The organism is Flavobacterium sp. CFS9, assembly GCF_041154745.1.
GTDB lineage: Bacteria > Bacteroidota > Bacteroidia > Flavobacteriales > Flavobacteriaceae > Flavobacterium.
Genome location: NZ_AP031573.1, coordinates 1272723 through 1288264, shown reverse-complemented (window position 1 = coordinate 1288264; position 15542 = coordinate 1272723). Strand labels below are relative to the sequence as shown.

At 42.2% G+C, this 15542-nt stretch carries 4 protein-coding genes, 5 tRNA genes and 5 rRNA genes; 11 read left to right on the top strand and 3 right to left on the bottom strand.

Annotation, left to right across the window (positions count from 1 at the left end; translation table 11 throughout):
• Window positions 1-93 precede the first annotated feature (93 nt).
• From ACAM30_RS05675 to rrf (ACAM30_RS05635), 9 genes are all read left to right on the top strand, one after another.
• Window positions 94-167, top strand: a tRNA-Ile gene (locus tag ACAM30_RS05675).
• Window positions 168-309: 142 nt separating this feature from the next.
• A tRNA-Ala gene (locus tag ACAM30_RS05670) sits at window positions 310-383 on the top strand.
• A 187-nt stretch (window positions 384-570) separates the two neighbouring features.
• Window positions 571-3452 (top strand): 23S ribosomal RNA (locus ACAM30_RS05665).
• 175 nt (window positions 3453-3627) lie between these two features.
• Window positions 3628-3737: ribosomal RNA gene (gene rrf / locus ACAM30_RS05660) — 5S ribosomal RNA — on the top strand.
• Window positions 3738-5460: 1723 nt separating this feature from the next.
• A 16S ribosomal RNA gene (locus ACAM30_RS05655) occupies window positions 5461-6974 on the top strand.
• A 128-nt stretch (window positions 6975-7102) separates the two neighbouring features.
• Window positions 7103-7176 (top strand) — tRNA-Ile (locus ACAM30_RS05650).
• Between the two features lie 142 nt (window positions 7177-7318).
• Window positions 7319-7392: transfer RNA gene (locus tag ACAM30_RS05645), tRNA-Ala, on the top strand.
• Between the two features lie 187 nt (window positions 7393-7579).
• Window positions 7580-10461 (top strand): 23S ribosomal RNA (locus ACAM30_RS05640).
• Between the two features lie 175 nt (window positions 10462-10636).
• A 5S ribosomal RNA gene (gene rrf / locus ACAM30_RS05635) occupies window positions 10637-10746 on the top strand.
• Together the 16S, 23S and 5S rRNA genes with 4 tRNA genes alongside form the textbook arrangement of a ribosomal RNA operon.
• A 599-nt stretch (window positions 10747-11345) precedes the next feature.
• On the opposite strand, the gene ACAM30_RS05630 is transcribed toward rrf (ACAM30_RS05635), so the two are convergent.
• Complete coding sequence (locus ACAM30_RS05630; protein WP_369617600.1) at window positions 11346-11819, bottom strand: Lrp/AsnC family transcriptional regulator; 474 nt, start codon at window positions 11817-11819, stop codon at window positions 11346-11348.
• Between the two features lie 122 nt (window positions 11820-11941).
• Between ACAM30_RS05630 and ACAM30_RS05625 the strand changes: the two genes are divergently transcribed.
• The gene (locus ACAM30_RS05625; protein WP_369617599.1) at window positions 11942-13171 is read left to right on the top strand and encodes an aminotransferase class V-fold PLP-dependent enzyme; all 1230 of its coding nucleotides are present in this window, start codon (window positions 11942-11944) and stop codon (window positions 13169-13171) included.
• A gap of 64 nt (window positions 13172-13235) precedes the next feature.
• On the opposite strand, the gene ACAM30_RS05620 is transcribed toward ACAM30_RS05625, so the two are convergent.
• Together ACAM30_RS05620 and ACAM30_RS05615 are read right to left on the bottom strand one after the other, a co-directional pair.
• Window positions 13236-13310: transfer RNA gene (locus ACAM30_RS05620), tRNA-Val, on the bottom strand.
• A gap of 178 nt (window positions 13311-13488) precedes the next feature.
• On the bottom strand, window positions 13489-14715 hold the full coding sequence (locus ACAM30_RS05615) for a folylpolyglutamate synthase/dihydrofolate synthase family protein (protein WP_369617598.1): 1227 nt from the start codon (window positions 14713-14715) through the stop codon (window positions 13489-13491).
• Window positions 14716-14846: 131 nt separating this feature from the next.
• On the opposite strand from ACAM30_RS05615, the gene ACAM30_RS05610 reads away from it, so the two are divergent.
• Window positions 14847-15539: a MotA/TolQ/ExbB proton channel family protein gene (locus ACAM30_RS05610; protein WP_369617597.1), complete on the top strand. Its 693-nt coding sequence runs from the start codon at window positions 14847-14849 to the stop codon at window positions 15537-15539.
• The last annotated feature ends 3 nt before the right edge of the window (window positions 15540-15542 follow it).

Below are 15542 nucleotides of genomic sequence, written 5' to 3'. Positions count from 1 at the left end.
GAAAAAAGATGATTATTTATAGGATTCTGAATTGGAGATTGTATTACTCTTGCTGTTAATTTAAAAAATGAAAAAAGAATTAAGTAAAAACAGAGTCTCGTAGCTCAGCTGGTTAGAGTACTACACTGATAATGTAGGGGTCGGCAGTTCGAGTCTGCCCGGGACTACTTTTTTAAAGAGTTATAAGTTATGAATTATAAGTTATAAGTTTAAAAAGGCTGAAAAACTTGATTTAAAAGGAAATTTTAGAGGTTGAGTAACCGTTTTAAGTAGTGTTAACTGAAAACTGTTAACTGACAACTAAAAAATGGGGGATTAGCTCAGCTGGCTAGAGCGCCTGCCTTGCACGCAGGAGGTCAACGGTTCGACTCCGTTATTCTCCACAAGGCCTAAAGCTTTAAGCTATAGGCAAAGGCTAAGAAAGCTTAAAGTGTATTGCTTAAAGCCTAAAGCGAAACAAAGTTCATTGACATATTGAGATAAGAAAATAATAAGAAAGTAGAAAGCGTTTTTTATTAGCAATAATAAGAAACAAAAAAAACGGTCTTGTTTTAAATAACAAGATTGGTACAATAAGCAAAATAAGGGCGTATGGGGGATGCCTAGGCTCTCAGAGGCGAAGAAGGACGTGATAAGCTGCGAAAAGCTACGGGGACGAGCACACATCGATTGATCCGTAGATATCCGAATGGGGCAACCCACTATGTTGAAGACATAGTACACCGATAGGTGGGCAAACCCGCTGAACTGAAACATCTAAGTAGGCGGAGGAGAAGAAAACAAAAGTGATTCCGTAAGTAGTGGCGAGCGAACGCGGATTAGCCCAAACCAATGATGTTACGGCATTGTTGGGGTTGTAGGACCACGACATTTCATGTACAAGGAACCGGAATTGACTGGAAAGTCGAGCCATAGAGAGTGATAGCCTCGTATGGGTAACAAGTATAATGGATAGTGGTATCCTGAGTAGGGCGGGGCACGTGAAACCCTGTCTGAATTTGGCGGGACCATCCGCTAAGGCTAAATACTCCTGAGAGACCGATAGTGAACCAGTACCGTGAGGGAAAGGTGAAAAGAACCGTGAATAACGGAGTGAAATAGATCCTGAAACCATACGCTTACAAGCGGTCGGAGCCCTTTAGTGGGGTGACGGCGTGCCTTTTGCATAATGAGCCTACGAGTTAACGTTGCTGGCAAGGTTAAGTGATTAAGTCACGGATCCGTAGCGAAAGCGAGTCTGAATAGGGCGCTTTAGTCAGTAGTGTTAGACGCGAAACCGTGTGATCTACCCATGGGCAGGATGAAGCGCTGGTAACACAGTGTGGAGGTCCGAACCGGTTGACGTTGAAAAGTCTTCGGATGACCTGTGGGTAGGGGTGAAAGGCCAATCAAACTCGGAAATAGCTCGTACTCCCCGAAATGCATTTAGGTGCAGCGCTGATAATAGTTATATAGAGGTAGAGCTACTGATTGGATGCGGGGGCTTCACCGCCTACCAATTCCTGACAAACTCCGAATGCTATATAATGTTTTACAGCAGTGAGGGCTTGGGTGCTAAGGTCCAAGTCCGAGAGGGAAAGAACCCAGACCATCAGCTAAGGTCCCCAAATATATGCTAAGTTGAAAGAACGAGGTTTGTCTGCCCAGACAGCTAGGATGTTGGCTTGGAAGCAGCCATTCATTTAAAGAGTGCGTAACAGCTCACTAGTCGAGCGGACGAGCATGGATAATAATCGGGCATAAGCATATTACCGAAGCTATGGATTTTGCAGCAATGCAAAGTGGTAGGGGAGCATTCCAGCAGGGTTGAAGGTGTATCGTAAGGTATGCTGGACTGGCTGGAAAAGAAAATGTAGGCATAAGTAACGATAATGCGGGCGAGAAACCCGCACACCGAAAAACTAAGGTTTCCACAGCTATGCTAATCAGCTGTGGGTTAGTCTGGTCCTAAGGCGAACCCGAAAGGGACAGTCGATGGCCAACGGGTTAATATTCCCGTACTACTAATTACTGTGATGGGGTGACGGAGTGATGAAAGCGCCGCGAACTGACGGAATAGTTCGTTGAAGTACCTAGCTATATTCTCTATAGGCAAATCCGTAGAGAATGGTGAAATACGATAGTACTCGGAGTCTTCGGACAAAGAGATAGTGCGCCTAAGGGCTTCCAAGAAAAACCTCTAAACTTCAGGTAATTAGTACCAGTACCGTAAACCGACACAGGTAGTTGAGGAGAGAATCCTAAGGTGCTCGAGAGATTCATGGCTAAGGAATTAGGCAAAATAGACCTGTAACTTCGGGAGAAAGGTCGCCCCGAGCAATCGGGGCCGCAGTGAAGAGGTCCAGGCGACTGTTTATCAAAAACACAGGGCTCTGCAAAATCGTAAGATGACGTATAGGGCCTGACACCTGCCCGGTGCTGGAAGGTTAAGAGGAGATGTTATCTTCGGAGAAGCATTGAATTGAAGCCCCAGTAAACGGCGGCCGTAACTATAACGGTCCTAAGGTAGCGAAATTCCTTGTCGGGTAAGTTCCGACCTGCACGAATGGTGTAACGATCTGGACACTGTCTCAGCCATGAGCTCGGTGAAATTGTAGTAACGGTGAAGATGCCGTTTACCCGCAGTGGGACGAAAAGACCCTGTGCACCTTTACTATAGCTTAGTATTGACCTTGGATAAATGATGTGTAGGATAGGTTGGAGACTGTGAAGTGGCGTCGCCAGGCGTTGTGGAGTCATTGTTGAAATACAACCCTTTGTTTATCTGAGGCCTAACCCCGTGTTGCGGGGGACAGTGCTTGGTGGGTAGTTTGACTGGGGTGGTCGCCTCCAAAAGAGTAACGGAGGCTTCTAAAGGTTCCCTCAGTACGCTTGGTAACCGTGCGTAGAGTGCAATGGCATAAGGGAGCTTGACTGAGAGACATACAGGTCGATCAGGTACGAAAGTAGAGCATAGTGATCCGGTGGTTCCGCATGGAAGGGCCATCGCTCAAAGGATAAAAGGTACGCCGGGGATAACAGGCTGATCTCCCCCAAGAGCTCATATCGACGGGGGGGTTTGGCACCTCGATGTCGGCTCGTCACATCCTGGGGCTGGAGAAGGTCCCAAGGGTTGGGCTGTTCGCCCATTAAAGTGGCACGCGAGCTGGGTTCAGAACGTCGTGAGACAGTTCGGTCTCTATCTACTGTGGGCGTTAGAAATTTGAGTGGATCTGATTCTAGTACGAGAGGACCGAATTGGACAAACCTCTAGTGTATCTGTTGTCCCGCCAGGGGCACCGCAGAGTAGCTACGTTTGGAAGGGATAAGCGCTGAAAGCATATAAGCGCGAAACCCACCACAAGATGAGATTTCTTTTAAGGATCGTGGAAGATGACCACGTTGATAGGCTATAGATGTAAAGGCAGTAATGTCATAGTCGAGTAGTACTAATAATCCGTAAGCTTATGTACGCACTTTTCCCTCCGAGCAATCGGAGGGAGGAAACTTTCTAAAACTTAAAATACTTATTTGTTTCTTTATCTCAGTATGTTAAAATATTTGCAGCGAAGCTGCAGTTGAAAGTTGAAGGTTGGTAGTTGATGGAAACACCAACAACCATAAACCAACAACCGCCAACAATAATCTTAAGGTGGTTATTGCGGCGGGGCTCACCTCTTCCCATCCCGAACAGAGAAGTTAAGCCCGCCTGCGCAGATGGTACTGCAGTTATGTGGGAGAGTATGTCGTCGCCTTTCTTTTGAAAACCCTATCCAAATCGGATAGGGTTTTTTGTTTTTATATCTTTTCGAGAAATCCTTGCGTCCTTTGTGTAAATCTTCGCGCTCGTCGCGGTTAGAAATAGTTCACAGATCAAACGTTTTTTTTTGATTTACAGGAGTGAGAATGGCTTTTGCCCTTTCAGGGCGGCTTGATACTGGGTATCGTAAGTCATAGTGCTTCGCACCATGCTGTTGCTTTAGGGCTTTCAGCCCTTTTTCGAATGTCTATGAATGGTTTTTTTCTTGAAATATTCTTTTTATCGCAGACTGCGTTAGGGATGGGAGCGGTATCCTTTTGCGATAACGGTGCTCTTAAAAATTTCCCTGGAACTTCTATCGCAAAAGATTTAGCGGACAGCCCGACCCGGAGGGGAACGCCATAATAATTAGTTAACATGAAAAAAAATGAATATGCGGTCGTGTAGGGATTGCGGAGTTAAGCGAGTTTGTGGATTGGGTGTGGTTAATGTCTTAGCTATGTCTGTTTTCTAAGCCCTAGTTTGATTGATTCTTAGAGGCTTTTTTTTTTGCAATTGATCGGTTAAATTAGAATTTGCTTTGAAATACTCTTGGTGGTGCCGAGGTGAGAAATACTTAGGAGGAATAATAGCGGTTATTGTTGGTATATCGTAAAGGTGGGAGTGTGATTTCGGTGAGAGCAATCTTGTTTTGTTTGAGATTGTGTTTTTAGTGAAATTGCTTTTTTTTTTGTTAAAACTTTGGAGCTTTTTATGAGCTCTTGGTTGAATTGAAATTTTTTAGTTGCTTGAATTTCTTTTGTTTTTAAATTCGAATTACTGTAATCTGTTTTATTGTGTTTCTATTAATTTGTTTCCTGATGATATGTGGAAATGTGTGTAATGAATGTCTTGTAAATGTAAAAAGGATAATGGTTTGATATTTTCTTGAGTTTTTTGTTGATTTTATATTGTGGTTGGTTCTTTTGTAGAGAGTGGGATTAAGGTGCTTTAAAAATCTGATGTACTTGCTTTAAAGCAGATTTTGGTTGCTGTTTGAGTAGGAAAGTTGTAAAAAGAAATTAGAGGGTATTGTGTGTGGATGGAATTTTGATAATAAATGATGGAATATATTGAAGAAGGTGTAGGAATGAAGTAGTGTGGAGGGGTGAAATTATGATAAACAGGTATGTTCGGAGAAAAATCTTATAATTGTAAAAGAAATAAGAAATCGTAAAGCTTGTGTTATCAGAAGGTTAAGTGAAAATTCGAAAAAACTTTAAAAATAAGTTTAGAAAAAGCTTGTAAAAGCGAATAAAGTGACTACTTTTGCACCCGCAACAGCGATAAACGTTCACAGCAATACTGATAAGTAAAACGAATCAAAACGAAAATTTATTTTCGAAAAAAGATTCCAAAAAGCTTGTGAGTAAAGAAAGAAAGTTTTAAGTTTGCACCCCGCAAAACATGGGAAGTTCATTGAGAAATTGGTAAGGATAGAGGTTGAAAAGGAAAAGAAATTTTCTAAAAAAAACTTCAAAAATCTTTTGCCAGTTTGAAATAAGTTTTCTACTTTTGCACCCGCTTTGAGAAACAAGCGATGATAAGAAAAGAGAATACGTTCGTAGACATATTGAATTGACAGCCGTCCCGATTAATCGGGACAAAAGAATAAGAGTAATAGAGTCGTAAGATTCGAAAAGAACCGATAGATATTCGTCGCGATATAATATAAAAAATATACGATGAAGAGTTTGATCCTGGCTCAGGATGAACGCTAGCGGCAGGCTTAACACATGCAAGTCGAGGGGTATATGTCTTCGGATATAGAGACCGGCGCACGGGTGCGTAACGCGTATGCAATCTACCTTTTACAGAGGGATAGCCCAGAGAAATTTGGATTAATACCTCATAGTATAACACAATCGCATGATTGAGTTATTAAAGTCACAACGGTAAAAGATGAGCATGCGTCCCATTAGCTAGTTGGTAAGGTAACGGCTTACCAAGGCTACGATGGGTAGGGGTCCTGAGAGGGAGATCCCCCACACTGGTACTGAGACACGGACCAGACTCCTACGGGAGGCAGCAGTGAGGAATATTGGACAATGGGCGCAAGCCTGATCCAGCCATGCCGCGTGCAGGATGACGGTCCTATGGATTGTAAACTGCTTTTGTACGAGAAGAAACACCTCTACGTGTAGAGGCTTGACGGTATCGTAAGAATAAGGATCGGCTAACTCCGTGCCAGCAGCCGCGGTAATACGGAGGATCCAAGCGTTATCCGGAATCATTGGGTTTAAAGGGTCCGTAGGCGGTTTAGTAAGTCAGTGGTGAAAGCCCATCGCTCAACGGTGGAACGGCCATTGATACTGCTGAACTTGAATTATTAGGAAGTAACTAGAATATGTAGTGTAGCGGTGAAATGCTTAGAGATTACATGGAATACCAATTGCGAAGGCAGGTTACTACTAATGGATTGACGCTGATGGACGAAAGCGTGGGTAGCGAACAGGATTAGATACCCTGGTAGTCCACGCCGTAAACGATGGATACTAGCTGTTGGGAGCAATTTCAGTGGCTAAGCGAAAGTGATAAGTATCCCACCTGGGGAGTACGTTCGCAAGAATGAAACTCAAAGGAATTGACGGGGGCCCGCACAAGCGGTGGAGCATGTGGTTTAATTCGATGATACGCGAGGAACCTTACCAAGGCTTAAATGTAGTTTGACCGATTTGGAAACAGATCTTTCGCAAGACAAATTACAAGGTGCTGCATGGTTGTCGTCAGCTCGTGCCGTGAGGTGTCAGGTTAAGTCCTATAACGAGCGCAACCCCTGTTGTTAGTTGCCAGCGAGTAGTGTCGGGAACTCTAACAAGACTGCCAGTGCAAACTGTGAGGAAGGTGGGGATGACGTCAAATCATCACGGCCCTTACGCCTTGGGCTACACACGTGCTACAATGGCCGGTACAGAGAGCAGCCACTGTGTGAGCAGGAGCGAATCTATAAAGCCGGTCACAGTTCGGATCGGAGTCTGCAACTCGACTCCGTGAAGCTGGAATCGCTAGTAATCGGATATCAGCCATGATCCGGTGAATACGTTCCCGGGCCTTGTACACACCGCCCGTCAAGCCATGGAAGCTGGGGGTGCCTGAAGTCGGTGACCGCAAGGAGCTGCCTAGGGTAAAACTGGTAACTAGGGCTAAGTCGTAACAAGGTAGCCGTACCGGAAGGTGCGGCTGGAACACCTCCTTTCTAGAGCCTTAGTGTTAGTTTTCGGACACGCTAAGGAAAAAAGATGATTATTTATAGGATTCTGAATTGGAGATTGTATTACTCTTGCTGTTAATTTAAAAAATGAAAAAAGAATTAAGTAAAAACAGAGTCTCGTAGCTCAGCTGGTTAGAGTACTACACTGATAATGTAGGGGTCGGCAGTTCGAGTCTGCCCGGGACTACTTTTTTAAAGAGTTATAAGTTATGAATTATAAGTTATAAGTTTAAAAAGGCTGAAAAACTTGATTTAAAAGGAAATTTTAGAGGTTGAGTAACCGTTTTAAGTAGTGTTAACTGAAAACTGTTAACTGACAACTAAAAAATGGGGGATTAGCTCAGCTGGCTAGAGCGCCTGCCTTGCACGCAGGAGGTCAACGGTTCGACTCCGTTATTCTCCACAAGGCCTAAAGCTTTAAGCTATAGGCAAAGGCTAAGAAAGCTTAAAGTGTATTGCTTAAAGCCTAAAGCGAAACAAAGTTCATTGACATATTGAGATAAGAAAATAATAAGAAAGTAGAAAGCGTTTTTTATTAGCAATAATAAGAAACAAAAAAAACGGTCTTGTTTTAAATAACAAGATTGGTACAATAAGCAAAATAAGGGCGTATGGGGGATGCCTAGGCTCTCAGAGGCGAAGAAGGACGTGATAAGCTGCGAAAAGCTACGGGGACGAGCACACATCGATTGATCCGTAGATATCCGAATGGGGCAACCCACTATGTTGAAGACATAGTACACCGATAGGTGGGCAAACCCGCTGAACTGAAACATCTAAGTAGGCGGAGGAGAAGAAAACAAAAGTGATTCCGTAAGTAGTGGCGAGCGAACGCGGATTAGCCCAAACCAATGATGTTACGGCATTGTTGGGGTTGTAGGACCACGACATTTCATGTACAAGGAACCGGAATTGACTGGAAAGTCGAGCCATAGAGAGTGATAGCCTCGTATGGGTAACAAGTATAATGGATAGTGGTATCCTGAGTAGGGCGGGGCACGTGAAACCCTGTCTGAATTTGGCGGGACCATCCGCTAAGGCTAAATACTCCTGAGAGACCGATAGTGAACCAGTACCGTGAGGGAAAGGTGAAAAGAACCGTGAATAACGGAGTGAAATAGATCCTGAAACCATACGCTTACAAGCGGTCGGAGCCCTTTAGTGGGGTGACGGCGTGCCTTTTGCATAATGAGCCTACGAGTTAACGTTGCTGGCAAGGTTAAGTGATTAAGTCACGGATCCGTAGCGAAAGCGAGTCTGAATAGGGCGCTTTAGTCAGTAGTGTTAGACGCGAAACCGTGTGATCTACCCATGGGCAGGATGAAGCGCTGGTAACACAGTGTGGAGGTCCGAACCGGTTGACGTTGAAAAGTCTTCGGATGACCTGTGGGTAGGGGTGAAAGGCCAATCAAACTCGGAAATAGCTCGTACTCCCCGAAATGCATTTAGGTGCAGCGCTGATAATAGTTATATAGAGGTAGAGCTACTGATTGGATGCGGGGGCTTCACCGCCTACCAATTCCTGACAAACTCCGAATGCTATATAATGTTTTACAGCAGTGAGGGCTTGGGTGCTAAGGTCCAAGTCCGAGAGGGAAAGAACCCAGACCATCAGCTAAGGTCCCCAAATATATGCTAAGTTGAAAGAACGAGGTTTGTCTGCCCAGACAGCTAGGATGTTGGCTTGGAAGCAGCCATTCATTTAAAGAGTGCGTAACAGCTCACTAGTCGAGCGGACGAGCATGGATAATAATCGGGCATAAGCATATTACCGAAGCTATGGATTTTGCAGCAATGCAAAGTGGTAGGGGAGCATTCCAGCAGGGTTGAAGGTGTATCGTAAGGTATGCTGGACTGGCTGGAAAAGAAAATGTAGGCATAAGTAACGATAATGCGGGCGAGAAACCCGCACACCGAAAAACTAAGGTTTCCACAGCTATGCTAATCAGCTGTGGGTTAGTCTGGTCCTAAGGCGAACCCGAAAGGGACAGTCGATGGCCAACGGGTTAATATTCCCGTACTACTAATTACTGTGATGGGGTGACGGAGTGATGAAAGCGCCGCGAACTGACGGAATAGTTCGTTGAAGTACCTAGCTATATTCTCTATAGGCAAATCCGTAGAGAATGGTGAAATACGATAGTACTCGGAGTCTTCGGACAAAGAGATAGTGCGCCTAAGGGCTTCCAAGAAAAACCTCTAAACTTCAGGTAATTAGTACCAGTACCGTAAACCGACACAGGTAGTTGAGGAGAGAATCCTAAGGTGCTCGAGAGATTCATGGCTAAGGAATTAGGCAAAATAGACCTGTAACTTCGGGAGAAAGGTCGCCCCGAGCAATCGGGGCCGCAGTGAAGAGGTCCAGGCGACTGTTTATCAAAAACACAGGGCTCTGCAAAATCGTAAGATGACGTATAGGGCCTGACACCTGCCCGGTGCTGGAAGGTTAAGAGGAGATGTTATCTTCGGAGAAGCATTGAATTGAAGCCCCAGTAAACGGCGGCCGTAACTATAACGGTCCTAAGGTAGCGAAATTCCTTGTCGGGTAAGTTCCGACCTGCACGAATGGTGTAACGATCTGGACACTGTCTCAGCCATGAGCTCGGTGAAATTGTAGTAACGGTGAAGATGCCGTTTACCCGCAGTGGGACGAAAAGACCCTGTGCACCTTTACTATAGCTTAGTATTGACCTTGGATAAATGATGTGTAGGATAGGTTGGAGACTGTGAAGTGGCGTCGCCAGGCGTTGTGGAGTCATTGTTGAAATACAACCCTTTGTTTATCTGAGGCCTAACCCCGTGTTGCGGGGGACAGTGCTTGGTGGGTAGTTTGACTGGGGTGGTCGCCTCCAAAAGAGTAACGGAGGCTTCTAAAGGTTCCCTCAGTACGCTTGGTAACCGTGCGTAGAGTGCAATGGCATAAGGGAGCTTGACTGAGAGACATACAGGTCGATCAGGTACGAAAGTAGAGCATAGTGATCCGGTGGTTCCGCATGGAAGGGCCATCGCTCAAAGGATAAAAGGTACGCCGGGGATAACAGGCTGATCTCCCCCAAGAGCTCATATCGACGGGGGGGTTTGGCACCTCGATGTCGGCTCGTCACATCCTGGGGCTGGAGAAGGTCCCAAGGGTTGGGCTGTTCGCCCATTAAAGTGGCACGCGAGCTGGGTTCAGAACGTCGTGAGACAGTTCGGTCTCTATCTACTGTGGGCGTTAGAAATTTGAGTGGATCTGATTCTAGTACGAGAGGACCGAATTGGACAAACCTCTAGTGTATCTGTTGTCCCGCCAGGGGCACCGCAGAGTAGCTACGTTTGGAAGGGATAAGCGCTGAAAGCATATAAGCGCGAAACCCACCACAAGATGAGATTTCTTTTAAGGATCGTGGAAGATGACCACGTTGATAGGCTATAGATGTAAAGGCAGTAATGTCATAGTCGAGTAGTACTAATAATCCGTAAGCTTATGTACGCACTTTTCCCTCCGAGCAATCGGAGGGAGGAAACTTTCTAAAACTTAAAATACTTATTTGTTTCTTTATCTCAGTATGTTAAAATATTTGCAGCGAAGCTGCAGTTGAAAGTTGAAGGTTGGTAGTTGATGGAAACACCAACAACCATAAACCAACAACCGCCAACAATAATCTTAAGGTGGTTATTGCGGCGGGGCTCACCTCTTCCCATCCCGAACAGAGAAGTTAAGCCCGCCTGCGCAGATGGTACTGCAGTTATGTGGGAGAGTATGTCGTCGCCTTTCTTTTGAAAACCCTATCCAAATCGGATAGGGTTTTTTGTTTTTATATCTTTTTGAGAAATCCTTGCGTCCTTTGTGTAAATCCTCGCGCTCGTCGCGGTTAGAAATAGTCCACAGATCAAACGTTTTTTTTGATTTACAGGAGTGAGAATGGCTTTTGCCCTTTCAGGGCGGTTTTACACTAGGTATTATCAGTCATAGCGCTACGCACCATGCTGATGTCTTTCGGGCTTTCAGCCCTTTTACTTTAGGGTGTTTTTGAATGTCTCTGAGTAGTTTTTCTTTAAATGTTTTTTTGTCGTGGATCGCGCGTTAGGGATGGGAGCGGTATCCTTTTGCGATAACCGTGCTTTTAAAAATTTCCCTGGAACTTCTATCGCAAAAGATTTAGCGGACAGCCCGACCCGGAGGGGAACGCCATAATAATTGGCTAATGCGAAAAAATGAAAATGTAGCAGTATAGGGAATGTGTAGTTGAGTTGTTTTTAAATTGTTTTTAGTGTTTTACTTTTGACTTTATTTGTAGAGTGAGGTACTTACTTGTTTTAGATGAAAAAAGCGGCTGAAATCTCCCGTTTTGAAGTGTTTCTTTTTATGGGAAACTACGAGGGGGTTAAATTGTCATAATTGTATCCAACTTTTACCTTGTCCATTATTACATGGGTGTAGAAATGTTTAACATTTGGGTCGTCCATGAGCCATTTTTTGGCAAAAGATTCGTAATGCTGCATGTCTTTTGTGTTTACAATAATGACAAAATCATAGGTGCCGGTGACAAAATAACATTGCGTCACTTCGTGGCATTTCCGCATAGAGGTCTTGAATTTTTCTAAGGCTTTTGAATTTCCGTCGGTTAGAACAATATCTACGATACAAGTAATAGTTAAACCTATAGCGCTTGGTGATATTATTGATATATCGGCTTCTATTATTTTATTTTCTCTCAATCTTGCTAATCTTCTTTGTACGGCTGAACTGCTTAGATTTACTAAGTCGCCAATTTCCTGTGCAGTCAATTTGTTGTTTTCCTGCATGAATTGTAAAATCTTTTTGTCGTAATCATCGAGTGCTTGCATTTTTTACCTGATTTTCAAGTAAATTTAGGTTAAATTAGTTATTTGTAGTATTTATTTGCTGAAATAAAGTAAGGGGATCTAAGTAGTTTTGTGTTGTAATAGTTAACATAAAAAGAAGAGTAATGAAAAATAATGAAAGTGTTTTTTCTGAGGAAGAAATCAAAAAATTTAGAAGTGAAACCATTGGGTGTAAAAATGTAAATCATCTTAACAATGCAGGCGCAGGTCTAATGCCAGATGCGGTGACTCGGTCTATTTTGGAACATATAAAGTTAGAGTCTGAAATTGGAGGGTATGAGGCTGCAGCTTTGAAAGCTGATGTGATAAAGGAATTTTATACTCAGGCGGGAAGATTGATTAATTGTAATCCGGCAAATATTGCTTTTACTGCAAGTGCTACAGATTCGTATACTCGAGCATTGTCTTCTATTCCGTTTTTGAGTGATGATATAATTTTGACGGACAATGATGATTTTATTTCGAATCAGATTCAGTTTATTTCATGTCAGAAACGATTTGGAATTAAAATAGTGAGAATAAAGAATGCTGAAACCGGAGGTATTGATCTAAGTGATCTCGAAGAAAAATTATTTTCTCTTCAGCCGAGATTGTTGGCTATAACACATATTCCAACTAATTCCGGTTTGGTTCAGCCTGTTAAAAGTATAGGTGAAATATACGATCGTTATACAAAAGTGCATACTGATAAAACCTGGTATATTCTGGATGCTTGTCAATCAGCGGGGCAAATGAAGTTGGATGTTGAGGAATTGAAATGTGATTTTTTAAGTATTACGATCAGGAAATTTTTGAGAGGTCCTCGCGGTACGGGGTTTCTTTATGTTTCGGATAGAGTTCTTGTGTCTGGACTTGAGCCTTTGTTTATTGATATGAGAGGTGCTGATTGGGTTGAAAAAGATGAATACAAACAGCAACCGGATGCGAAGCGTTTTGAAGATTGGGAGTTTGCTTATGCTCTTGTTTTGGGAAGTAAGACTGCTATTGAATATTGTTTGGATATTGGGGAGGATAGAATTTGGAAGCAAATACAGCTGTTGTCAAAATATATGAGGGATGAACTGGCTCAAATTCCTAAAGTAAGGGTTTTGGATAGAGGGCCTGAACTCGGGGGCTTGGTGACGTTTTTTGTGGAAGATTCGCAACCAAAATATATTGTTGACGAGTTACTGAAGAGAAAAATAAATGTGGTTCCGAGCTTTAGAAATTTTGCTGTGATTGATTTTGATGAAAAGGGGGTAAAATGGGCAGTGAGAGCATCTCCTCATTATTATAATACTTTCGATGAAATTGATTTGTTTATCGAGGCAGTAAAGGAAATTGTGTCAAGTTAATATCAGTAACTTGTAGTGAGAGAAATAGAAAAAAAAACTCCTTAATTTCTTAAGGAGTTTTTTGTGGGCGATGAGGGGTTCGAACCCCCGACCCCCTCGGTGTAAACGAGGTGCTCTGAACCAGCTGAGCTAATCGCCCTATTTTACTAGGTTGCTATCGTTTGTGATTGCGAGTGCAAATATACGCTAGTTTTTGAGTTCTGCAAAGAAAATCGAATAAAAAATAAAACTTTTTTTAAAAGAATTTATATCTCGCTGTTTATGAATTTGTTATTAAATTGGTTTTTTGTGACTTTTTTGGATCTTAGAACTTTTATTTATGACAGAGGCAGTTCAGCAACTACAAATGTGCTTCCGCCAACATAAATAAAGTCATTTTTTGAAGCATTTTTTCTGGCTGCGGCAAAAGCATGTTCTACGGAGTCATAATTTTCTCCAATTAAATGGTGCTTTTTAGCGGCTTCATTTAAAATTTCAGTTTTCAAACCTCTGGACGAATTTGGGCTGCAAAAATAGTATTGTGCATTTTTTGGAAAAAGAGGTAAAATAGAATCGAGATCTTTATCGTTTACAACTCCCAGTACAATATGTAAATTTTCGAAACTTTCTTTTTGAATTTGTTTCATTACAACGGCTAGTCCGTGTTGGTTGTGGGCGGTATCACAGATGATTTTTGGGTTTTCTCCTAACTGCTGCCATCTGCCTTGTAAACCGGTGTTTTTTACAACATGTAATAAACCGTTTTTTAGATTTTCGTCTGAAACTTTAAACTCATTTTGAGAGTTTAAAATGTGGATGGTTTGCTGTACTGTTTTTTTATTGTGAAACTGATAATCTCCAATTAAATCAGAAGGGAAAACTTCTGTGACTGAATCGGAAGCAAAATAAATTGGAGCTTCATTTAGTTTTGCTTTGGCTAAAAATACAGGTTGAGTTTCGAAGGTGTATTCTCCAATGACAACAGGGACATTTGGTTTTATGATTCCGGCTTTTTCACCTGCAATAGCTGATGGGGTATTTCCTAAAAACTGAGTATGGTCTAAATCGATATTGGTAATAACCGATACTAATGGTGTAATTATGTTGGTTGCATCAAGTCGTCCGCCAAGACCAACTTCAATAATAGCAATGTCTGTTTTCTCTGAAGCGAAGTAATCGAAAGCCAGTCCAACAGACATTTCGAAAAAACTCATATCATTGGCTTCAAAAAAGTTTTTGTGTTTGGCTACGAATTGACAAACAAAATCCTCGGAGATTTCCTGGCCATTAATTTTAATTCGTTCCCTGAAATCTTTAAGGTGTGGAGAAGTATACAATCCTACTTTATATCCGGCTTCCTGTAAAACCGAAGCCAGCATGTGTGAGGTTGATCCTTTACCATTCGTCCCGGCAACATGGATGCACTTTAGCTGATTTTGAGGATTGTCAAGATGTGCAGCCAGCAGCTTAATATTAGTCAAATCTTCTTTGTATGCCGAAGCTCCCTGAAGTTGGTACATTGGAAGCTGATTAAACATCCAGTTTGTCGTTTCCTGATAGTTCATTGAATTGAGTTAAAATAGTTTCGAATTGAAATAATTTTCATTTTTTTTAGTTTTATAAGGGAGTGAAAATTATCTTTATTGCAAATTTCAAATATTTTTTAGAATTAATTATTAAAAACCAGAATTAATATATGTTTAGCTACATTCAATTACAAGCTGATACCATCGCAAATGCCTCAAACGTAGTTATCGAAAAGATTGCACCTGAAAATGAAATTTCAATGTTTGGGTTTATTATGAAAGGAGGAGTTTTCTTAATTCCGATTGCATTATTATTATTTTATACTATTTATATCATTTTTGAACGTTACTTATATATCAAAAAAGCATCAAGAATTGATTCCAGATTGATACAGGATGTGGGCGATAAATTAAATGCCGGAAATATTGAATTGGCCAGAACTATTGTGGAAAGAAGCGATACGGCAGCCGGAAATATTCTGAAAGAAGGTGTGCTGGTTATTGGAAGGCCAATTGCAGAAATTGAATCCAACATGGACCGTGCCGCTGATATTGAAATTGGTGAAATGGAAAGACATTTGGGCCATCTCGGACTTATTGCGGGGATTGCTCCAACCCTTGGCTTTATTGGGACTATTTCGGGAGTAATTAAGATTTTCTACAGTATTTCGGTTACGGAAAATATTAGTATCGGAAATATTTCGGGAGGATTGTATGAGAAAATGATCAGTTCCGGTTCGGGATTAATTGTGGGGATTATTGCCTATAGTGCTTATCACTTACTGAATGGGAAAATTGATGATTTTGCATTGAAGATTCAGAAACAAATATTAGAATTTGTCAATATAATTCAAAGAGCGTAAGGT